This window comes from Fischerella major NIES-592, from assembly GCF_001904645.1.
Taxonomy (GTDB): Bacteria; Cyanobacteriota; Cyanobacteriia; order Cyanobacteriales; family Nostocaceae; genus Fischerella; species Fischerella thermalis.
On the sequence record NZ_MRCA01000020.1, the window covers coordinates 42421 to 65884 of the forward strand.

Sequence of the window (23464 nt, forward strand, 5' to 3'; positions counted from 1 at the left end):
AGGCAGAAGTCAATCCCCATAAATTTACGAGACGTGAAGTGTAAAGCCCCCGTCATTCATGCGGGGGAGAGGGCGTGAACAGGATGAATTTATTCATCCGCGACTGCTTGAGTTGAGTGATCTAGTCCTAAGGGATTTACGAAGGGATAACCAACAATGACAAACGTGTGATTTTTTATGTATCTATTTGCGTAGAAAGGGTTTTGGGCTTGCAGATTTTTTCAGCCTGTTTTCTCGCGTTTCACCTGTGCTGATATAAGTGTCATTCTGCTGTAGGATGCTTTAGCGAACTGCGGTAATTTTAGGAATTGTATGGCTAAACTTTCCAACGAGTTACAACACTTTTTTTTTGAGACACAACAACCTTCTCAAGTGAAGTTAGCAGATATTTTGCTACTGGCAAAGGAACGAGTTTTTGGGTTTTTACTCGTAATTCTATCTTTGCCTTCAGCTTTGCCAATACCAGCACCTGGTTACTCTGTTCCTTTCGGTATTCTCATTTTTATACTAGCGATACAACTTCTCGCAGGTTCCAAAACTCCGTGGCTACCACAGAAGATGGTAAATCATCCCATTAAACTAGAAACAGTCCAAGGAGTTTTGCAAAAAGGGATTCCGTGGTTGCGAAGAATTGAAGCGATCGCTCGTCCGCGTCTTGTCTATATTTGTGTGACTTTACCAGGGAGAGTGATCATTGGTAGTGCGATCGCCCTGATGGCAATTTCGATGATGATTCCCATTCCCGGGACTAACACCTTGCCAGCAATGGGAATTTTCGTTACTAGTTTTGGCTTGCTGGAAGATGATGGCGCAATTAGTCTGGGTGGTTTAGTCCTTTGTTTGATGGGAGGTATTCTCACTACCTCGATTCTAATTGGAGTAATTTGGGGTGGTTCTAGTCTACTTGATTACATTAAGCTTTGGTTAGGTCGTTAGCAGCTATTTGGCAGTCCTGTTTCAGGTGTGGTTTAAATCCCCACTTGAAACATAATTGTTGACTACGATTAAACATGAAACTTAAATCAGTGTTGACACCTATAATATTTCGATTATTCTAGAAATATGCCTAACGAAGAAACGGCTCGGTATGCAGATATCTTTGCTGCATTAGGGTCGGAACCACGCCTGGAAATAATGCGGTTGCTGTTTGCAGCTTATCCAAATGGGATGACTGTAGGGGAGATTCAGGAAAAACTCAAAATTCCCAACTCGACCTTATCGCATCATTTGGAGAAACTGCGGATTGAGGGTTTAGTTAATAGTCGTAAAGAGAAACAATTTCTGTGGTACTCAGCAAATGCTGAGACTATGGGGGATTTATTGACTTTTTTGTCAACAGGAAGAACAAGAAGTGAATTTATTTGTAGCGATCGCACTCCTCATACAGCCAACAACACATCAATGCAGGAAGGATTTATGTTGGAAAGATTTTTTGAATCTATATTGGAAAAAATCTTCGGGTTGATGTCTGGTAGATTTTACCTTAAAGGTTTTGAAAGATTCACCCAAAAAGCGATTATAGCGATCAGAATTGCTCAAGGCGAAGCGCGTCGCTTAGGGCATAATTTCGTTGGTACAGAACAGATTTTACTAGGATTAATTGGTGAAGGTAGTGGTATTGCATCTCAGTTTCTCACCTCCGTAGGCGTGAACTTAGAAAATACCCAAATAGAGGTTGAAAAAATAACTGGTAGAGGTTTAGGAAACACACCTATAGATGTTCCTTTTACACCCAGAGCCAAGCGAGTATTAGAACTAGCAGTGGAAGAAGCACAACAGCTTGGTGTAAATTACATTGGTACAGAACATTTACTCTTAGGTATTTTCCGTGAAGGAGGGGGAGTAGCAATTAAGGTACTGCAAAATCTGGGAGTAGATTTATTTTCTCTAGAACAACGTTTAAGAAGAACTTTGACATAGTTGCTGGAAATAGGTAACTGGTAATAGTAAAAATACCAATTACCACCTAGTCACCAACGGAAAATTTATCTACTTACATCGGTGTACATCGCCTTGCACGGTGTTCGTTTTCCAAAACATAAATTTTGTTGTGGCTTCAACTCACATCAGACATATCACTCCCCCGTAATAGAAAGTTCATCAACCCAAATTCGTGGACAAACCCCACCGGGAGTCAACTCTAGTTCTTTTTCCACAAAAATAATTGACTTGAGAACTTGCAAAAAATCACCAGCAACCGTTGCAGATTCAATACTTGTTTTGACACCCTTGTTAACAATCCAACCGTCAAAAGGTAGAGAAAAAGAACCTTGCAGCGATTTTACACCTGCATGGAGAGCTTGTAAATCATCGATAAAAATTACATTTTCAGCAGTTTCCAAACTCAACTCTTGGTCAGCAGGCGAGTTGCCAAAAACATGATAAAAGTTAGGGCTAACAGTAACTTTTGCCCCAATATTAGCATTACCCGTAGGTTTAGCATTCATCCGTTTGGCAGTACCAGCACTGTGTAGAAAGCCAGTTAAAATACCATTTTCAATTAATACAACTCGACGAGTTGGAGTTCCTTCACCATCAAAAGTCTCTGCCCCAACATTAGCAGGATGCAATGCGTCATCGTACACTGAAAGTAAAGGAGATGCTATTTGCTTACCTAGATCATCAGGAGTAGATAAACTCTGTTTATCTAGAATATTTTGGGCATTAAACAAATTAGAAAAAGCACCCAAAAGACTTAAAAAAGCATCAGGTGAAAAAACCACTCTATACTTACCAGACTTGACCTTTTCATAGTTCAAGTGGCTGATAGTTTTCTCTGTTGTTTCTTGAATACAACCATTAACATCTAAAGTTTCTAAACTACGGTTGATTCTAAAAGCACCAGCACTGCGGGGTTTTTTACCATCTTCCTCTGTTTTGCTATAAAGATAAATTGAGGTCAAAGAGTGAGACTCAGTTCTCATCGCACCATCGCTATTAAGATAGAATCTATCAACATCTCTTTGGGCTAAATTGTTATAAGGTACTCCTTGAATTGCCGGATGAGCTGCCAAAACTTCTTTTTCAGCCCTAAGCAAAGTTTCTATCAATTGAGAAACTGGCGCTTGTGGTAATTTTTCGTGTTTTTGAATAGCAAGATCAACAGTAGCCTCTGGACTAAAATCTGGCACATTTTCTTTGACACCAAAGAAACTAGCTTCATAAGCAGTTTTCAAAGCTAATTCTAGTCCTTTGGGGTCTACATCTGTAGTGCTGGTGACACCCATTGTATTCTCGTCATTCCAAACCCGGACAGTGACACCAGAAAGGTTCGAGGCTTTGACTTGCTTAGGCTCACCTTGATCAACTTGCACACTAGTTGCATCTACACTTGAGCCATAGATATCGAATTTTTTAATGCCAAGTTTTTTTGCACTATCCTGGGCATAATTTGCAATTTCGCTGATATTCGGCATACTCGATTTTGATTTGATTGCTTTTATGTTTTGCTTAGTGTCTTAGCGTCTTGGTGGTTAAGAAAAAGATGTATGAACCACAAAGACACAAAGACACAAAGAATTCTTTAGCGTCCACCAACGGTAATTGAATCTACTTTGATATGGGGTTGTCCAACTGTGGTGTAAATGCTGCCACTCACTGAGCCACAAAAACCGGGTGCTAAGGATAAATCTTGAGAACACATGGAAATTTTGTTCATAATTTCTTTGGCTTCGCCAATCAAAATTGCTCCTTTGAGGGGTTTGGTAATTTTGCCGTTTTCTATGAGATAAGCTTCGTCTACACCAAAGTTAAATTGACCTGTTGCGCCAACACTACCGCCACCCATTTTTTTACAATAAATGCCTTTATCAACGGAGGCAAATAAATCTTCGGTGGTGTATTCGCCGGGTGCGATGTATGTATTACGCATCCGGCTAGCAGCTGCAAAGGTGAAGTTTTGACGGCGTCCGCTACCTGTTCTGGGATGTCCGGTACGCCAGGAACCTGCTCGATCTGCTAAGAAGTTTTTGAGAATGCCTTTTTCAATTAATAATGTTTTTTGGGCTGGCATACCCTCATCGTCCATGTCAATTGTACCGAAGGCTTGCTCGGTACGCCCTTCATCTAAAGCGGTGAGGCTTTCGTGGGCAATTTTTTCGCCTTTTTTGTCGGCGAAGGGGGAGGTTTTGCGTTCAATTTGGGTGGTTTCTAGTAGGTGTCCGCAGGCTTCGTGGAAGATCACCCCACCAAAGTGGTTAGCCATGATAATGGGATAGGTGCCTGATTCTACGTAATCTGCGTAGAGCATTTTGCCTGCGGATTCAGAGATATTTTCTGCTGCTTCTTGATAATCCCAGGTTTTGAGGAAGTTGGGATCACTGGTGTTACCAGCACGTTCACCAATGGAAGCACGATGAACTCCATCTGCACACAGGAGATTAAATCCTACAGATTGGGTGAGGCGAATATCACGAGCAAAAGTGCCATCGCTAGCAGCAATTAGGACTTCTTGCCAATCTCGGAAATAGGTAGCACGACGGGATTGGATATGACTAGCTTTGCGTTGGAGTTGGGCAGTACCATCAAGGAGGATTTCTCCCATTTCGCGGATGGAACTACATAGAGGTAGCCAGCTATCTTTACCTCTTTTAGTAGCGTAATCTCTTAGTAGTTCGAGGTTGATTTCGGGGATGAGAGCGTTCGGTGCAGGTAGCTGCAATCCTAGAATGGAAAGTCCTTTTTCTAAGGCTGCTTTCAAACCGGCAAAAGATAAGTCATTGGTGCTGACGTAGCAATCTGCTAGTCCTTTAAAGACTCTGACTCCCGCACCAGTGGAAAGACGCGGTGTGATGCTGGTGATGGTATCTTCTTCAGCAAGACAACTAATGTAGTTGACACGCTCTAAGAAAAATTCGATGAAATCAGCGCCAGCAGCGCGTCCTAGTCCCAGAAGGGTAGCTAGGGGGGCTTCCCAGGTTTCATCGAATCGTTCTGGCGTGAAGGAGTATTGCAGGGTGGGGAGTTGTTGAGAGAGAAGTAGCGTATTTGTGAGCATGAATATTCTCTTTGTGCTGGCTGGTTTGGAGATTTGACTGAAATATCCTGGTGTGTTCTCAGTTTAACAAATCCGTAAATGCCGCACTTGGAGATGAGGTTTCGCGATCGCCCTACAATTGATCGGGGTTAATGCCCAATTCTCGCAGTTTTGCTGCTAAACGTTCTGCTCTTTGGCGTTCTTGTTCTGCTGAGGTTGGAATCCAGTTACCGTTGACATCATACCAGCGCAGCCACAAGCGATCGATTCCTTGGTAATTACCCTGCCAAAGTCCCAAGCCTAATTCTAATGTTGGCATCCACAGACGCGGTTGTGCTAAATTTACTTCTGTGTAGCGGTCTGCTTGCAGAATAAAGGCTCTGAGTGTATCTGTGTAGCGATCGAAAACTATGTAATAGGGAACACGTAGTATATGTTCATAAACCTGCCATTTTGTTGGTGGTTGATCTACTACCCTGAGATTCTGTCCTAAATCTTCTTTTTCTGTACCAGGGGAAAGCAATTCTACCACAACGAAGGGGTTGACTCCTTCTTGCCAAACTACGTAACTTAAACGTAGGTCTTTCCCTTCGTATAACTTGGAGACGCCAACGACTGCATACCAATCAGATCGTTTGTACCACAGAGGATGGCGAGAGTCGTAGTAAAGATTTAAATCGCTGGCGACAAAAACTTCATCTGGAGAATAAGTTGGCGGACGAAAGGTTTCCCGTAAAAGTTGGGGTTGATATATATGAAATTCGTCTGGCAAACCAGGCTCCTCTGGATCTTCGCTCTTGAGATCATACATGGTTGGTAGAACTTGTTTGGGAGGAAGAGGAGGATCTATTTGGTACATGATATGGATTTTTGACCAACTAGATTTGGGTTAGCTAATGGCTGATTTTTTTGCTAGCCTCTGATTCAGAGCAAGGCTTATAGCGCTGGAGTTGAGATACTTTTACTAACAAACAATTCTAAATCAGAGTGTATTAATTATCAGTCACATGTCTCCATTTTAGATGCCAGAGCGGAGAATCCAACAACACAACTGAATGAACCGATCGCCCAGCCTCTCCACTGTGTTAGAAGGTGAATTACGCCTGCTGCGGGGAAGTGACCTTTAGGAGCATCTGAGGTGAAAGTTAGGTCAGAATAAAATAACCAGTTGTTATTGACGCGCCAGCCAACATGGTCACAAAATTTACACCAAATTTCATAATCATTATCACCTTGAGCGCCGACACTTTCCCAAATACCCTTTTGCACACTTAAGCCAAAGCGTTCATTGCTGTACTTTAGCCACAACTGGTCTATGGTACAAAGATCAATGCAGGGAAGTTGATTGATAGATTGGATATTTAGCCAGCCTTCTTTTTCTCTACCTGCTGCCTTTAGTAGCAAAGTCAGGGTTTCTCGATCTGCTTGTTTCCATTTGCCAGCTGCTAGGAGATCCTCTAATGGCTGATAGTTTATTTCTAGTGCAGAGTAGAGATTAGTATCCTGCTCTTTAATATTATGTATATTATTACTTTTATTGTTTTTCAAGTCTGGATTGAAGACTGAAATATTGTTGCGTTTGAGAAGTTTTTCTATTGTTTTATTTACTTGCTTTTGATAATTATTAGTGTTTGTTACTTCTAATGTTGGAAGTGGTAAATTTAACCTGATGTTTTCTTCTGGAGAAGAGGTTGGGAGTACAATATTGGTCTGAGAATATAAAAATTCAGCCTGCAACCGAGCAACTCTTTGCATTGCTGCGATCGCATCTATATCTGGAGTAGAAGCCATAATATTTGCCTGCATCCATAGTTGCTCTGCTAGTTCCAGATTTTTGTCGGCTTCAGCCTGAAAAGCGCTGATTTTGAGCTGAGAAATATCGTCTAAGGTGGCATGTTTTGGTAGAAGAATCAGGTGTGACTTTGCTTTTGGTTCAACAACTATGTGGGGTGTCTGTCGAGGATGTTTATATTGATGAACCAGTTGTGGCACTCGAAACCTGAGATATTGGTTCAAGCGTTCTAGTGTGGCACATTGTCCCTGATTTCCTAAACCTTCCAGTAATGCATAGGTAAACACTCCTTGTTGTAGTGCATCAATTTCATAGGAGTATTCATCGCAACTACAGGCAAAAATGCTAATAAATCCATTTTGATGCGCTAATTGTTGAGTCTGTCGCCCAAATTTTTCCCCAAATGTTTTGTTTTGATCACGACAAGCATCAAAGATGAAAATAATATTACCAGCTCCACAACTACGTAACTTTTCAATCATGTAATTAACTGGCAAAGCAGTATTTTCTACATCTTGTGGATTACCGTCACAGAGCATGATGTAGTCTTGATTAGAGTGTTCTATGCCATGACCACTAAAGAAAAACCAAAAGTTATCTCCTGGTTCCAAGCAGGGTTGCTCAAGAAAATCCTGTAAAAATTGCAACAAATTATTTCGGTAAGGGTGAGTTGAAGCCTCCAACTCTTTGGGTGAGCGATCGCAGAACAAGAAAACCTGCTCAAAACCAATTTCATTGCAGAGAAAATTCTGCATTAACTGTGCATCTTGCTTTGCATACTTGAGCGGTTCTAGGAACTCGTAGTGGTTAATACCGATTACCAATGCCCAGTTTTTTGTCATTTTTAGTTGTGTACCACTTGAACTTTAGTGTAATTGCTCCTTTTTGTGTTGTTAATAGACGGGAAAGTAGCTTAACCGCCAATAATAACCAAACAGGAGCATAGGTATAAAAGAGACTTTGTATAGAAAGTCTCTACACTAATTACGTTAGGTATCAGAGTTCTTCAGGACATATGCAAAAAAGTTATAGGAATCCCATTTGATTACTGAATATACTTGTGCAAGAAGGCAACAGGCACTCTTACAACAGACAACAAGGAAGTTAGAGGTGTACTGATTTTTTTCAAAAATCAAATATGAGTCCTAATAGATGCGATCAAGTACAAGTTATGATGCCACTCAATTTATGATTTAATATCACTGCGTTCTACATAATAAGAACCCAAGACCAAAGCATCCATGTTAGTTCTTAAAAAACATTGAATTGCTTCCGTGGGAGTCCGAACAATGGGTTCATTTTCGTTGAGAGAAGTATTGAGAACAATGGGAATACCTGTGCGTTGAGCAAAAGTATTAATTAAGTCCCAATAGAGAGGATTTGTTTGACGACTGACAGTTTGTAAACGTCCTGTAGCATCAACATGAGTAACAGCAGGAATTAACTCTCTTTTTTCTGGGCGAATTTTAAAGACTTTTTCCATGAACGGTGCAGGTTCATCAAGTTCAAAATATTCACCAACTTTTTCTTCAAGAATACTGGGAGCAAAGGGACGGAACTTTTCTCGGAATTTGATTTTGAGGTTGATGATATCACGCATATCGACGCGACGTGGATCAGCAAGTAAAGAACGATTACCCAAAGCCCTAGCAGCAAATTCCATTCTGCCTTGGAACCAACCGACTACTTTACCTTCACACAAAAAGTCAACAACTTGGTGTATTAGTGCTTCTCTTTCTAGATGTTTGGGTTGCAAGTCATGAGACTGTAATGCTAGCAAGCATTCTTCATCAGTAAATTCCGAACCCCAATAGGCATGATTTAAAACAAAGTTCCGGGGTTGTTTGAGCATTTGATTCCAAACAAAGAAGGCTGCTCCAATACATGTACCATTGTCAGCAGCGCCCACCGGAATATATACGTTTTGAAATGGAGTATTTTGAGTAATCTTGCCATTGGCAACAGAATTCATTGCTACACCACCCGCTAAACAGAGATTTTCGCTTTTGTAGCGATCGCTCAAGCGGTTAATTAAATGAAATATGATTTCCTCGGTTACTGCTTGCAGGGATGCAGCAATGTTTTGATGCTTGGGGGTAACTTCTAATTTAGGTTGTCGCGCCGGACCGAATAATTTTTCTAGTTCTGGGCTATGGAATGGTGCAATGCTGGGTGCGCCATTGTCCCACTTCATGGCGATACCCTGCTCATGGTGAGTGAAATAATCTAGGTTCAACTCAAAACTATCGCCCTTAGGGTAAATGATTCGCCGGAAGGCTTCTAGATATTCTGGTTCCCCGTAAGGTGCTAAACCCATAACTTTATATTCATCGCCATAGGCAGGAAAACCTAAGTAGAGAGTGATGGCATTATAAAGATAACCAATGGAATGAGGATAATAAGTACGGGAGAAATACTCCAGGTGGTTGCCTTCACCTGCCCCTGAGAGAGTACTCACAAAGTCACCCATGCCATCAATAGATAAAATAGCAGCTTTTTCAAAGGGAGAAACAAAGAAAGTACTGGCTAGGTGGGTTGTGTGATGCTCTAGTGTGTGGATAGGAGCGCTAATATCTTCTGATTGACAGTAGCAAGCCTCTGCTAACTGTTCCTTGAGGCTGGCAGATTTACTTTGTTTGCTGAATCTATCTAACAATGATGAAAGAGAAGGACGTTGTTGTAGAGTAAAAAGTAGTTTGCGGTTGAGGTTGGCTTTAGGGTTGAAAGAGACAGCGACATGATCCAAATCTGCGGCGCTGATACCACCCACTTGCAGACAATAACGAATAGATTGAGCAGGGAACCCAGCCCAGTGTTTAATGCGGGTGAAGCGTTCTTCTTCCACTACAGCAACGAGTTGACCGTTTTGGACTAGGCAAGCTGAAGCATCACCGTGATAGGCGTTAATTCCGAGAATGTTCATTTAAGTTCGACTCTTTTTATCGGTTTGTGAGAAAAGCTTGAATAAAGCACGAATACAATCACGCAGGATAGTTAGTGGCGATCGCTTGTATGAATGCCAAATCTTAAGGAATTGAACAATGTGATGCAAGTACTAACTCCAAGGTCTTTTGCCAGTGCGGCAAAGTGATTCCAAATGTATGAGACAATTTCTGACTATTTAACAGGGAATAAGCTGGTCTGGTTGCAGCTGTCGGATACTCCGATGAAGCGATCGCTGTCAATTTTTTCAGCTTCTGCTGGGAGCGTTTAGGATCGTGTGCAAAAATTGACTCAGCAAAGCCGTACCAGCTAGTTTGTCCACTTGCACTTAAATGATATATCCCACTCTTGCTAGCTAGAAAACTAGACACATTCCCTGAAGCCTGAGCCAGTATTTGTGCGGTAACTTCAGCAATCATTCGGCTCCAAGTAGGTGCGCCAATTTGGTCATCAACAACCCTGATTTCTTCTCGCTCCCGAGCTAGCTTCAGCATTGTCAGTAAAAAGTTTTTACCTCGCCCTCCGTAAACCCAACTAGTACGTAAAACTAAATGCGGTACGTCGACCGCAGCGATCGCCTGCTCACCTGCTAGTTTTGTTTTCCCATAGATATTTTGCGGGTCGGGTTTATCTGACTCAGTATATGGCATTGCATAAGTGCCATCAAATACATAATCTGTGGAATAGTGAATGATGGCTGCATCTAATCGTTTTGCCTCCTCTGCCATGACACCAGGGGCAATACCGTTAATCGCCATTGCCAAATCTGGTTCTGATTCTGCCTTATCTACCGCTGTATAAGCAGCAGGATTGACAATCAAATCGGGTCTTACCTCTCTAATGATGTGGCGAATAGAGTCTGGCTGAGCTAGATCCATGTACCAATTTGTGTTATTGGGGTTGCGTCCGACAGCAATAACTTCACCCAAAGTCATCAGGGTTCGCTGTAGTTCCCAACCAACCTGTCCAGTTACACCCGTCAGTAGGATTTTCATACAAACACCTCTGACTCTTGCAATAATTTACCTGCTTTATCTTTAGCAGAAAGAATTGCTTCCTCTTGAAGTGGCCAGGCGATCGCCAAATCAGGATCATTCCACAGGATAGTGCGCTCATGCTGCGGTGCATAGTAGTCTGTAGTCTTGTATAAAAAATCAGCATATTCAGACAGCACCACAAAACCGTGAGCAAAACCAGGTGGTATCCAAAGCTGCCGTTTATTTTCTGCTGTCAGGTAAGTACCAATCCATTGGCCAAAGGTGTTGGAGCTTTTCCGCAAATCCACAGCCACATCAAATACTGAACCTGCTACTACTCTCACAAGCTTTCCCTGCGGTTGCTGAATTTGATAGTGCAAGCCACGCAAGACGTTTTTGGCAGAACGAGAATGATTGTCTTGTACGAAATGCTCAGCAATACCTGCCTTTTCTAGTAAAATCTTTTCGTTATAACTCTCATAAAAGAAACCACGCTCGTCACCAAAAACCTGTGGCTCAATCAAAAGCACATCAGGAATTTCTGTCTGGATGATTTTCATAAAAATAGCCTAGTTAACTACAAAATTTTTGGCCATCGGGATGCATCCCATACCATAAAAACAACTACTATACGGATTTAGATATAGTCTGAGTGGGCTTGTAGCTTTGTTTGTGGAGCTAGTGTATTCAACTCTAAAAGTGATTTGTCATACCGAGTTGCATTCATAGATATTACCTCACCCCCTGCCCCTCTCCTTACTAAGGAGAGGGGTGCCAAAGGCGGGGTGAGGTTTTTAAAGACAATTTGGTATCAGCATTGAATATTTCTTTGCCATTATTGTTGGCGATGCTTTCAGATTTTTGCTCATTCTCTAAAATTGTGAGCAAGTAACGACCATAGCTACTCTTAGCCATAGATTCGGCTAAGCGACTAAGCTGAGATAAATCTATATACCCTTGGTTGTAGGCAATTTCTTCAATACAAGCTATTTTCAGCCCCTGTCGTTCTTCTAAAGTTTGAATAAAGTTACTTGCCTGATGTAATGATTCATGAGTACCAGTATCTAACCAAGCATATCCTCGACCCAAAAGTTCTACTCGCAATTGACCTCGGTTTAAATAAACTTGATTCACCTCAGTTATTTCTAGTTCATTACGAGCAGAAGGCTTAAGACTAGAAGCAATTTCTACGACTTGGGAATCATAAAAGTAGATTCCAGGCACAGCATAATTAGATTTGGGAATTAGAGGTTTTTCTTCTATACTAATTGCTTGTCCGTGTGCATCAAATTCTATGACTCCATACTGTTGAGGCTCTTTCACTTGATAACCGAATACTAATCCGCCTTCTTTGAGAGTTGCAGCACGAGCCAGCACTTCTGTTAAACCGTGTCCATAAAAAATATTGTCACCCAAAATCAAGCACACTGGCTCGTGAGCAATAAAATCTTTGCCTAAAATAAAGGCTTGTGCTAAACCCTCTGGCTGAGGCTGTTCAATATAACTAAATTTCAAACCCCACTGACTACCATCCTTTAAGAGTCGCTGAAACAATGGCAAATCATTCGGGGTAGAAATAATTAATATCTCACGAATGCCTGCCAGCATTAATACAGACAAGGGATAGTAGATCATCGGCTTGTCGTAAACAGGCATTAGTTGTTTACTGATTACCTGAGTTATGGGGTAAAGACGTGTACCAGAGCCACCAGCCAGAATAATACCCTTCATTTTGAACTCCTTTTCTAGTAATTTACAAGAAATTTCATAATTGAGTATCGATACGAGTGTTTTTGAGTTCTGCTCCGGTGTAACCAGTAAATACCCAAATCACGCCACGAACACAATCACGCAGGATGTGAAGCTGGCTTTCGGGTGAGCTTCTGGATGGGACAGACACAGGAGTGAAGGCTATGCCTTGGCTACCTAGAATAATGGTGGCGATCGCCTGAGCTCGTGGCATGTGAAAATCCGAAGTAATCAGGTATAGATGTTTAATATGATTTTGTTTGAAGTCACTCACTAGAGAAGTAAAATTAGTAACGGTATCGACAGCACCCCGATCAATATGTAGCCGTGTTAGAGAAATACCTGCTGTTTGAAAAATCACGCGTGTTTCTTTTGGGCTTAAACCAGAAGATACCCAAATTTCTAGAGATGGATACCAGCGAGCTAGTTCAGCAGTTAATATTTCCCGCTCTGGTTCACCGCCTAAAGTTAAAAATGCTTGCGGTAGAGGTGCTTGAGTTTTGGCTATTGCTAAACGTACAGGAATGATTAGTAGCAAAGCCAGGAGAAATCCTGTGAGAGCTAACATCCAATATTTGGAGATGAGATAATAAAAATTTTTCACCTACTAACTCAAGAATTTACTAATGCTTTACAAAGCAGTTGCTCGAATAATATTGAAAATTATAGATAGTTAAGTTTAAAACTTTAATTAATAGAATTACAAGAATTAGCGTAGTTTTTCATTTTCAATCAGGTGAATTGATAATAGAACTTCGGCAAGTAGCCGTTGAAAAGTGTAATACCAGCCATGCCAACCGTCTAAGACGCAACCTTTTACAATCAGGCAGTAGACTAAAATGATGAAGGGGGCTAAAACTTTTTGTTTACGGATGCGATCGCTCAAACTCAACTCACTGATTGGAGTTTCTAGTAATTTTTTTGCCTCAATTACCATGTAGCGATCCTGCGCCCACAGCCAACGGTTGAGAGGTTTGCGATCATCATGATAGATATAGGCAGAAAGCATTGCTGATTTGCCTTCTACCCAGACTCGATGGGCATGTCCATCATCTTTGTAAATCGCTTTTTCTCGTCTGTAGAGTACTTTCCGAGGTGGGAGTAAAGTACCGCGTAAGGGTTTACCAAAAACACAGTATTTAAATCTGACACTATAGACATCTATTTCAGTTTCTGCTGTCAGCGCTTTGATTTCATTAACTAACTCATCAGTCAGAACATAATCAGCATCTAATGAAAGCACCCATTCAGATGTAATTTTTTCTAGCCCATAGTTACACTGATTGGCAAAAGAATCAAATTGTTTTTGGAAAACTTGGATTTGGGGATATGAGTGTAATATCTCTAGTGTTTCATCTGTGCTGTAACTGTCAATCACGACAATTTGCTTTGCCCAATTTAATTTTTTGAGAGTGCGATCAATGTTTGGAGCTTCGTTAAAAGTTAGGATGAGGGGTGTAATTTTTTCCGCTATTGATGGAAAACTCATGAGCAAAATGACCTTAATTTTTGGCTAGATCAGCGTAAACCTGTTGCATTTTCAAAGTGATTTGTTTCCAGGTATATTGATCAGATACAAGTTGACGACCACTATTACCCATATCTTGGGCTTGTTGAGGATTGCAAAGATATTTTTCCAAGGTGGATGCGATCGCATCTACATCAAGTGGTGTCACGTAACCAAGTTGGTGTTGTTCAACAATATCAGCTAGAGCAACACCAGGAGTCACAACAACAGGAATACCCACGGCTAATGCTTCCAAAATCACTACAGCAAAGTTTTCTGAGTGGGATGTCAAGACAAATAAATCCGAACCCTGCATAAACAGGTTTTTAATTTCTCCTTCTAGAAATCCAGCAAAATAGGTGCGATCGCGAATTCCACTGGTGATGATAAGAGATTTTATTTCTGCTTCATACTCTTTTGAACCACTACCTGCAATTACAAAAGTGAAACGATGGTGAATAAGTTTAGCCAAGGCTGGAATTAAATAATCTAACCCTTTTTTAGGGTGTAGACGGGACATAAATAAAATCACAGGTTCATTAACAGGAACTTTCAGGTATTCACGCAGGTGAGAATGAGCATGAGAAATCAACTTGGGTAGTGAAGTACCAAGTGGTAAGACAAAACTAGGTACATTAAGTCCTAACTTCTCAAATTCCTGCTGTTCCTTTAGAGAGGTAAAGTGGATTGCGTGGCTATTTTCTAGGTTTGCTTGTTCTATTAGTTTCAAATAAATTTGTTTTCTTTGAGTTTTTTGTTGTAAAGACCACTCGCATAGTAAACCATGGGGGATAACAATATAGGGAATGTTTTTTTGGCGGGCGATCGCCATTGCAATTGTGGATGCATAACAAAAGATGGTATGGACATGTAAAAGGTCATATTGAGAAATATTTTTCCAAAGCCAGACTGTTAACTGCCAAGAAAAAGAATACTCTCTGATATCTTTTAAATTTGATGAATAACGAGAAAAAAACCAAACTGGAACTTGTTCATACTCTACGCGCCGATTTAAAGGAACGTCCAATAAACTATCACCATTGTCATTAGTTGTGGCAATTTCTGCATCAACATTATTTTTTCGTAATGCCTTGACCATATCAATAACAACTTGGCTAGTACCACCACGCACCTTTATAATAGATGGAATGACGTGGAGAACTCTCATATTAATTTATATCCGAAATATTTCAGTGTTTCATAATAGAGCTTTATATCATTTTTGGATAAAATTTCTCTCGATATTTAGCTGTAATTAATTTATTTAATGGAAGTAAAATGAATTTAGACAATTTTGACTTTATTTTTTTCAGAGTTATTTTTTTAATAAAAACATTATTGTTTGTTAATTAATATTTTTTGATATATATCAATATATTCTAAAATCATTTTTTCAGTTCTAAATATCTGAGAATTTATAAGACTTTTTGTCTTAAAATTTTCTAAATTGGGAAGATAATAAATTATTTTTTCTGCTGCTGCTTGAGGGTTTTTAGGGTCTATATATATAGCTGCTTCTCCTCCCACTATATTCATTGGAGGACGGTTTGATGTAAACACAGCGCAACCACATGCTTGTGCTTCGATAATAGGCCAACCAAAGCCCTCGTGGAGCGAAGGAAATAGTAAGGCTGTTGCAGATGAATAAAGAGCTTGTAAATGTTCATTATCAACTGCGACAAGCTCTATAACTTTTTCTGTCATATTATATTTTTTGATCAACTGATGCATTTCATCAGTAAATGGCTTACCTACCATGACAAGATAAAAGTTTGCTTGTTGTAGTCTCAGTATCAGTTCATAAAAAATCGATAAAACACCAATTCTATTTTTATACCAATGATTTGCTCCTACATGTAAAATGAAATTACTGTTGGCAGGAATTCCCAAACTAGCTAAACGTTCTTTAATTTCTGTGGTTTGCATTGGTGCATAGGGATAGTTTAAGCCCATTGGAATCACAGATATTTTATTTTCAGAAAGAGAACTTAGGCGTAATAAATCATTTTTAGTCTGTTCTGAAACACAAATAACCATTTGGGCTTGATTAAGTCCTTTGAGCATCATCTGTTGTAATTTTTTACCAGTCCATCCAGTTTTGTGTTCAGGAAATTCTCCCAAGCCAGCACGAATTGCAAACAAATCATGGCAAGTCACTAAATGAGGTATTTTCTGCAAATATTTTGTGTAAATGGCATTGCCATGATCGCATATATGAACTACATCTGCCCAAGATGCTGCTTTCTGTAACTGGAACGGAAATAAAATCAATTTATCAATATAACCAAGCCATTTTTTTAACAAGTTTGAATATAAGATTATCTTGCCAAAGTATAATCGGGGACGAATGACACGCACCTGAATATTACATTTGCTTAAATAAGTTTCTAGCATGGAAGCAAATCGATCCATGCTTTCAATAGCATCTAGTTTGTAATTACCTACTAACAAAACTTTCATTTATTGCTATCAATATTTATTATTTTTGAAAATTTTGATTTGATATACCATAAAAGTCGCTTAGCATTAATTATTGCTTCAGCAGGCAAGATAGATTTTATAACACTTTTATTGAGAGCTTCTAATGATTCAACTAACAACTTATGCTGTAGCGCCAAGATATCTTTAGGTGTCATTGTGGAAATTGAAGAACAGGGAAAAGCTGGATAATCTCTTCTAAAACCAAATCCTAAGTAATCCATTATTTCTGGAGTCAAATTATCAAGGTACTCTGTATTAACTATATTTTTCTCACCATGTCCTAAATATTGACTACCAACCTGATCAACTTGGAAAAGCAGGGAAGTTCTAGTGTAGTTATGGTCATTAAAAGGCTCTGCTCTATGTACTCCATGAATATCACAAACTATAAAAGTGCCTTTTTTCATGGAAAAGGTCAGTATGTCATTTTTATAGTTGCTCTCGATAAAATTATCGCTGAGATAAATTTCATGATTGTATTGAGTTGACCACTGATGGGAATTTTTTACAAATTGAAAAGCATTTTGGGTAACATCGGATAAATAAAATAGAAATAATAGACCCGGCATATTATGCTTATCCACAAGTTGCTTACCTACTTGGAGATTATTGTCAGTATGCCAGGGCATATGGGAAGTTTTACTAGTTTGATAAATTCGATGATTAGTTAATTTATAAATATCATCAAAATATCCTTGACAAATATCCAGAACTGTCCTGGAGGTAATGAGATCGTATGTTTTTTTGGAGTTAGCTAAACAGTGAGTGAGAAATTTGTAAGTTTGAGCAATCACTACCCCAACATCATTGGTGTTAACTAGAATTTGATTGAAATCAACTTCTTGCAGCATTTCATCAACGTACTGTTCAGTCAATGCTTGTTCAAAAACAAAATATCCTTTGGTTTTGAGGTCATTAACTATTTGATTGCTACTAACATTGATAAAATCCAAGTTAAACATAGCTTAATCCTTGATGATTTGAAAGGATAGCTTGGTAGACATGAATCATTCTGGCTGCGATTTTATCCCAGGTGTAATGGTCGTAAATAAGTTTTTGTGCAGACTTACCCATATTTTTAGCTTGTTGAGGATTGTTAAGATATTGTTCCACAGTAGATGCGATCGCAGATACATCTAGTTGGGTAACATAACCAAGTTGGTGTTGTTGAACTACACTAGCCAAAGCAACCCCAGGAGTCACAACAACAGGAACACCAGCGGCTAAAGCTTCTAAAACTACCACAGCAAAGTTTTCTGAGTGAGAAGTGAGTGCAAACAGATCCGAACCTTGTATAAATAGATTTTTGGTTTCTCCTTCTAGAAATCCAGCAAAATAGACGCGATCGCCAATCCCACTAGAGGTAACAAGAGATTTTATTTCTGCTTCATACTCTTTTGAACCACTACCTGCGATCGCGAAAGTAAAACGATGATGAGTGAGTTTAGCCAAAGCGGGAATTAGATAATCTAAGCCTTTTTTAGGGTGTAAACGGGACATGAATAAAATCACAGGTTCATCTGCGGGAACTTTGAGATGTTCTCGCAGGCGAGAATGAGCATTAGAGATCGCTAAAGGAACAGAGAGTCCATGGGGTAAGACAAAGCTGTGCAATCCTAAACCTAAACGGGAAACTTCTTGTTGTTCTTGTTCAGAGGTGAGGTGAAGGGCTTGACTGTGGTTGAGGTTACTGCGTTCGATTAAATCGAGATAAATCTTTTTTTTACGAGCGCTTTGCTGGAGTGACCATTCACAAAGTTGTCCGAGGGGACGGACAATGTATGGAACACCTTTTAAACGAGCGATCGCCATTGCTGTTGTAGAAGCATAGGAAAAAATTGCGTGGACATGTAGCAAGTCATAGTTAGAAGCATTTTGCCATAACCATGCTGTTAACTGCCCAGAAAAAGCAAATTCTCGTATTGAGTGCAGTCCAGGCGAAAAGCGCGGAAAAAATCGAACTGGTACTTGCTTGTACTCTATACACTGGCGTAGAGGTACATCTAATAAATCGTTGCCGTTATCATTAGTTGTAACAATTTCAGCCTCAACACCCAAATTTTGCAGCGCTTTAACAGTTTCAATTACTGCTTGGCTAGGTCCACCTCGCACAGAACCCACTGAAGGAATGACATGAAGAATCTTCATACTGGACTAGCACCTATAAATCAAACCCCTTGAAAAACCTCTTTTTTGAGATATTTTCATCCTAAAAATTTGCAGATTTTATGCATAAATTTGCTTTAGCCAAAACTGGAAAATTGCCAAGCTCCAACGACGATACCATAGTCTAATATCAATTTTTTTATCTAGTTTTGGTGATGGAAAATAATCATGCCAATCACTTTCTATCCACTGTTGAAAAGGAAAAAAGAAACCTCGTTTGGGACGATTCACAACCCAATTGGGTATTTCCGGAATTGCTTGAACTAATAATTTTTTCCCATGTTGCAAGCGTAAATTACTAGGAATTGAAGATATTGTTTCTAATAAAATTCGATCAACTAATGGTACTCGTAATTCTAGTCCCCAAGCCATGCTCATCACATCGCTATCGCGTAATAATTGATTCCGCATATAGCAACTTAGCTCTAGTAGACTGACTTGATCTTCTAAAGAATAAAAATTACTGTTTTGGCTAATTTTGGGAACAAAAACTTCATCTTCAATGGATGTAAGCCCAAAATCTTTGAGGTAATATTGGGTAATTGCCCAAGCTTCTTGATGAGAGAAAATACCTCTAAAACTGCAATAAGCTGTTGCTGCTGTTGGGCTTTGTTGTAAAAAATCTCCTAGTCGCTTTAGCTGTGGTGATTTACCCCAAGTCGCTAATCCTTTTGCGAAAGTGGTGCTGATCGGTTTAATAGTCTTTAGTTGTTGTCCCCAACGCACCATCTGCGGCACTTTTTGAAAGGTTTTATAGCCACCAAATAGCTCATCTCCCCCTAATCCTGACAATACTACTTTAGTCCCGTCTTGGTGAGCAATTTGGGATACACAAAAAGTATTGAAACCGTCTATGCTGGGTTGATCAATTCTTTGTAAAAATTGAGGAAATAATTCTCTCCCTATAGTGGATATAATTTGATATTCTGTATGTTCTGTCTCAAATGTTCGAGCTATTTGTCGGGCAATATCTCCCTCATTCCACTCATTTTCTTCAAAGGCAATAGAGTAGGTGCGTAATTTACCTTTTTGAGTTTGACGCGCTAAAGCAACAACAGAGGTTGAGTCAATTCCACCACTGAGAAATATTCCTACTGGCACATCACTAATAAAGTGATGTTTAATAGAATCAATCAGAGCATCACGCACTTTTTCTGTGGCTTCTGGCAGAGAAATTGTATGATCGGGAGTAAAGTCAATTTGCCAATATTGTTTTTGGGTAAGTCTACCAGTTTGCCAATGCAACCAACGACCAGCTTCTAAACAATGAATTCCGTCAATTAAAGTGTATGGTTCTGGTACTGTGCCGCTAATAAAATAGCCATATAAGCCTTTGGGATTTAAGCAAATATTGGGTAATCCGGAAGCTAATATTGCTCGAATTTCTGAAGCAAATACTAAAGTATTACCAGATTGCCAATAATACAGTGGTTTAATTCCTAAAGGATCGCGGGCAATAAAGCAGGTTTTTTCTTGATTATCCCAAATAGCAAAAGCAAACATCCCCCGCAACTGTTGAACACACTCTGCACCCATGCGCTGATACAGCTTGAGGATGACTTCGGTATCAGTGCGCGAACAAAATTGTTCTCCTTGAGATGCGAGTTGCGATCGCAATTCCAGAAAATTATATATTTCTCCGTTGAAAACAATCCAATAACGTCCATCAGGTGTGGACATGGGTTGATGTCCTGCTGGAGTCAAATCCAAGATCGACAGACGGGTATGGGCAAGTGCTGCTTGATGTTCACTAGCTATGTAAATTCCCTGATCATCAGGACCACGATGGTGTAGAGACTTTTGCATCTGCTGGATTAATTCTTCCAGATGCTGTTGGTGGTAATGTGTTGTAATGATACCTGCTATGCCGCACATTTAGATTAAACCTAAGTATTTTTCTAGGTAATTACCAAGGGTTTTTTGAAAGGATTGAAAGCCAAATCGCTCAATCACTTTTTGTCGTAAAATCTCTGGTTGATAGAGTAGAGGGTTGGGATAAGTGCGTTGTAAGATTTGAATCAGAGCTTGAGCGATCGCTTGTGTATCCTCTGGATCTATTAATACTCCTAGTTCTCCCCGACATAGAGCATCAGTAGCACCATCTTGATTACCTGCTAAAGTTGGCTTACCACAAGCAAGTGCTTCCAAATAAACAATACCAAACCCTTCTTGTTTACTAGGCATAGCGAAGACATCACAAAGATTGTAATGGTCACATAATTCTTCGTCAGGAACAAAACCAGTCAGAGTCACACAGTTTTGCAGTTCTAACTTAGTGATTAACTCTTCAATGCGCGGAAGATCATCGCCTTTACCTACCAGCACATAATGAACATTGTGTATAACTTTTTTAATTTCTGGAAGTGCTGCAATAATTGTGTCATATCCTTTATATTGCTCTGTAGCCGATAATCGAGCAACAGTTAAAATAACAGACTGCTCAGGTTTTAATCCGTACCTTTCGAGTAAGTATTTAGGCTTAGGGGCAATTTGAAAGCAGTTGGGATCGAAGGTTACAGGTAAAATCAAGAATTTTTCTGGATCTAGATTTTGCTCATGAATGAGGCGATCGCGCGTATACTCACTAATCGAAGCAATTTTCTGTGCTGCATGCAAGGCTTTCTTTTTGAGTGGATCTTTAATTTCCCAGGCATCTATACCATATACAAGTATCCAGTAGGGAATGCCTAGAAAGCGGTGAATCCAAAAAGCTACAGGAGCAAAATTCATATGACCACATAAGATTAATGTGGGACGATTTATCAAAGAGGCAATAATTATATTCACAGCAAAGTGTAGCGTTTGCCACAAGCCCGGAACTGAACCACTAAAGAAAAATAATAAATTGTCTGATGTGTAAATGTCTTTGGGTTTAGCCCTATCAAGTTTATCGAAAACGACAATATCTATACTAGGGAATTCATCTGTTACTACTTGTAGAAAATTTTGTAGATAAACTTGAATACCACCCTTACACTCAAATAAATTAGGAACCCATAGATGTAAATGCTTGTACTCTAAAGATTTGTATTTTTTTAAAAACATAAATTATTTAATTTAATTTGAAACTTATCTTGACTGTAATTTTAATAAAAACAAAGCAGCTTGCTAAAGCAGTAATTATATATCGCGTTTGAGATTATTAGTTTTACAGGTTTATACCCAATTTTTTTGCAACGTGATTTTGACAAGTAATAGTATTAGGTAAAGAACTCCAATCTGCATTACTATTCCTGTTAAACCAGCTTCAAATGTACCGCCTACAGAATCTTGTATCAAAGGTAAATAGGCAACCATCACAGCTAATCTAAAAAAAGTATAAACCTTAAAAGGAGATATGGCATCGTTTAACCAACGAAATAATAAACCCGGTATAATCATCAAAGCACAACCCCAAAACCCATAATACAAAAAAATTTCACCGGGGGCAGTAATTAACACAGAAGTCTGAAAATCTTCAGAACCAATTCTATGAGTCAGACGACCAATAAGATTTACATCAAGACTTTCAGGCTTATCAGACCATAAAAATCGTGGCACCCAGAACAAAAATAGACGTTGCCAAAACCAACTACTTTCTTGAGAAACTTGGTAGTGAACAATTGAAGTCATTGCAATCACTTGTTCTGTAATTCCTGATTCATTTAGAGGAATTAAAATAGTTTCAATATATTTATCCCACGAATAATTTTTGAGAATTTGAAATGATTGAGCTAACAATTCCAGAGAATTAAGAGACGTAGAAGTTTTTAATAAATCTCTATAAATCACAAGAGTGGGATAAAGTAACAACCAAGAAAAAATACCTAAAGCCAACAAACTAATAACAGCTATCCAAGAAACCCTCAGACGTTTAAATATAAAAATGGTAGCAACTGGTTTAATAACAAAACTGAAAAACCTACCTTTAGAACCACTAAATAATTGATAGATTAATTCAACAATAATTAGAATTGATGTCAAGTAAGAAACCACATTTTTCTTCAGCCCTGTCTGGAGCAAAAATGTATATCCATAAAGCCAAGCAACAACGTAGAGACGATCAAACTGAGCCAATAAACTGCCCACAGAAGAAGGTATGGCTGAGCCTTGGGTGTAGTATATACTACCTTGACTAAAATTCCATAGTCGAGTAATTGAACCTAAAACACATAAAGCTATGAATAGAATGTTTTGATGATAAGAATTTTGTATAAAACTCAAATTTATTAAGTTTTTTGAAGAAACTGACCATTTATCAATATTTAAGTTGGCAAAGAACAAATTCCAGACGATATAGTAACCGACATTTTGAAATACAAGACACAGAATAAGTATGTCAAATGCCTGAGGAGCAGATGGAATTACATCCTTCCATATATTTGGAAACTCCTCAGGATTATACTTCATGAGTACAAAGTAAAATGCTAACCCGATATAGCCTGAATTAGTTACATGAATTAATAAATTATCATAGAATTGATTTCGATAGCAGTCATAACATGTTATCAAAAATACTATAGATGTAGCTAGTAAAAATCTAAATTCCAGAGAGTTGTAAATAACTGTTGATAAAGCTAAAAATAAGCCACTAGTTATTAAAAAAAATAAACCCCATATGTGACTTATATTTTTAGATTTGAAGGAAAGTAAAAAATTAGAAAATAATAAACTGATAGCTGACCAATTAAGAATAGTAGCAAAAAAAATACTTTCTTTTATGCCAAAAGAAATATTTCTCAATTTAGTATTGAAAAACTTAACTGATTGATAGTCAGACATAAAAATTCTTACTAATTACTATTTTATCATCGACGTCTAATGTGAATTAACAAAGGCGCAATAGATCATGGGAAATACTCAACAAACCAATGACCACCCAACCACCCATGAAA

General features: G+C 39.0%; 18 protein-coding genes and 2 pseudogenes. 3 read left to right on the plus strand and 17 right to left on the minus strand.

Going from position 1 to position 23464, the window contains the following annotated elements:
• The first annotated feature begins 312 nt into the window (after window positions 1-312).
• The 3 genes and pseudogenes from NIES592_RS22295 to NIES592_RS26055 all read left to right on the plus strand — a co-directional run.
• Window positions 313-936, plus strand: coding sequence for an exopolysaccharide biosynthesis protein (locus NIES592_RS22295; protein ID WP_062244657.1), 624 nt, complete (start codon window positions 313-315; stop codon window positions 934-936).
• Window positions 937-1062: 126 nt separating this feature from the next.
• Window positions 1063-1308: pseudogene (locus NIES592_RS26050) on the plus strand (ArsR/SmtB family transcription factor); the annotation flags it as partial.
• A gap of 156 nt (window positions 1309-1464) precedes the next feature.
• Window positions 1465-1914: pseudogene (locus NIES592_RS26055) on the plus strand (Clp protease N-terminal domain-containing protein); the annotation flags it as partial.
• A 161-nt stretch (window positions 1915-2075) separates the two neighbouring features.
• Here NIES592_RS26055 and NIES592_RS22305 read toward each other — a convergent pair.
• The 17 genes from NIES592_RS22305 to NIES592_RS22385 form a co-directional block, all read right to left on the minus strand.
• Window positions 2076-3416, minus strand: coding sequence for a TldD/PmbA family protein (locus NIES592_RS22305; protein ID WP_073556928.1), 1341 nt, complete (start codon window positions 3414-3416; stop codon window positions 2076-2078).
• Between the two features lie 107 nt (window positions 3417-3523).
• On the minus strand, window positions 3524-4996 hold the full coding sequence (locus NIES592_RS22310; protein WP_073556929.1) for a TldD/PmbA family protein: 1473 nt from the start codon (window positions 4994-4996) through the stop codon (window positions 3524-3526).
• Window positions 4997-5108: 112 nt separating this feature from the next.
• A complete protein-coding gene (locus NIES592_RS22315; RefSeq protein WP_073556930.1) occupies window positions 5109-5834 on the minus strand; it encodes a Uma2 family endonuclease in 726 nt (241 codons plus the stop codon).
• 140 nt (window positions 5835-5974) lie between these two features.
• Window positions 5975-7609 (minus strand): GUN4 domain-containing protein, encoded by a 1635-nt coding sequence (locus NIES592_RS22320; RefSeq protein ID WP_073556931.1) that lies wholly within the window; start codon window positions 7607-7609, stop codon window positions 5975-5977.
• A gap of 344 nt (window positions 7610-7953) precedes the next feature.
• Window positions 7954-9690, minus strand: a complete 1737-nt coding sequence (locus NIES592_RS22325; RefSeq protein WP_073556932.1) for a carbamoyltransferase family protein — start codon at window positions 9688-9690, stop codon at window positions 7954-7956.
• A 103-nt stretch (window positions 9691-9793) separates the two neighbouring features.
• Window positions 9794-10705 carry a dTDP-4-dehydrorhamnose reductase gene (gene rfbD, locus NIES592_RS22330; protein WP_073556933.1) on the minus strand — a complete coding sequence of 304 codons (912 nt, stop codon included), beginning with the start codon at window positions 10703-10705 and terminating at the stop codon, window positions 9794-9796.
• Window positions 10702-11247, minus strand: coding sequence for a dTDP-4-dehydrorhamnose 3,5-epimerase (gene rfbC, locus NIES592_RS22335; protein WP_073556934.1), 546 nt, complete (start codon window positions 11245-11247; stop codon window positions 10702-10704). Before rfbC ends, rfbD begins: the two co-directional genes overlap by 4 nt.
• A 199-nt stretch (window positions 11248-11446) precedes the next feature.
• The gene (gene rfbA, locus NIES592_RS22340; RefSeq protein WP_073556935.1) at window positions 11447-12418 is read right to left on the minus strand and encodes a glucose-1-phosphate thymidylyltransferase RfbA; all 972 of its coding nucleotides are present in this window, start codon (window positions 12416-12418) and stop codon (window positions 11447-11449) included.
• A gap of 34 nt (window positions 12419-12452) precedes the next feature.
• Window positions 12453-13004, minus strand: a complete 552-nt coding sequence (locus NIES592_RS22345; RefSeq protein ID WP_073556936.1) for a YdcF family protein — start codon at window positions 13002-13004, stop codon at window positions 12453-12455.
• Between the two features lie 141 nt (window positions 13005-13145).
• A complete protein-coding gene (locus NIES592_RS22350; protein WP_073556937.1) occupies window positions 13146-13925 on the minus strand; it encodes a glycosyltransferase family 2 protein in 780 nt (259 codons plus the stop codon).
• Window positions 13926-13938: 13 nt separating this feature from the next.
• Entirely contained in the window at window positions 13939-15111 is a 1173-nt protein-coding gene (locus NIES592_RS22355) for a glycosyltransferase (RefSeq protein WP_073556938.1), read from the minus strand.
• Between the two features lie 167 nt (window positions 15112-15278).
• Window positions 15279-16403 carry a glycosyltransferase family 4 protein gene (locus tag NIES592_RS22360; protein ID WP_073556939.1) on the minus strand — a complete coding sequence of 375 codons (1125 nt, stop codon included), beginning with the start codon at window positions 16401-16403 and terminating at the stop codon, window positions 15279-15281.
• Window positions 16400-17386 (minus strand): phytanoyl-CoA dioxygenase family protein, encoded by a 987-nt coding sequence (locus NIES592_RS22365; RefSeq protein ID WP_073556940.1) that lies wholly within the window; start codon window positions 17384-17386, stop codon window positions 16400-16402. The genes NIES592_RS22360 and NIES592_RS22365 overlap by 4 nt, the downstream gene beginning before the upstream one ends.
• On the minus strand, window positions 17379-18572 hold the full coding sequence (locus NIES592_RS22370; RefSeq protein WP_073556941.1) for a glycosyltransferase: 1194 nt from the start codon (window positions 18570-18572) through the stop codon (window positions 17379-17381). The genes NIES592_RS22365 and NIES592_RS22370 overlap by 8 nt, the downstream gene beginning before the upstream one ends.
• 78 nt (window positions 18573-18650) lie before the next feature.
• Window positions 18651-20465: an asparagine synthase (glutamine-hydrolyzing) gene (gene asnB, locus NIES592_RS22375; protein WP_073556942.1), complete on the minus strand. Its 1815-nt coding sequence runs from the start codon at window positions 20463-20465 to the stop codon at window positions 18651-18653.
• A complete protein-coding gene (locus NIES592_RS22380) occupies window positions 20466-21635 on the minus strand; it encodes a glycosyltransferase (RefSeq protein WP_073556943.1) in 1170 nt (389 codons plus the stop codon). It lies immediately after the preceding gene.
• A 111-nt stretch (window positions 21636-21746) separates the two neighbouring features.
• The gene (locus tag NIES592_RS22385) at window positions 21747-23351 is read right to left on the minus strand and encodes a hypothetical protein (protein WP_073556944.1); all 1605 of its coding nucleotides are present in this window, start codon (window positions 23349-23351) and stop codon (window positions 21747-21749) included.
• Window positions 23352-23464: the final 113 nt, after the last annotated feature.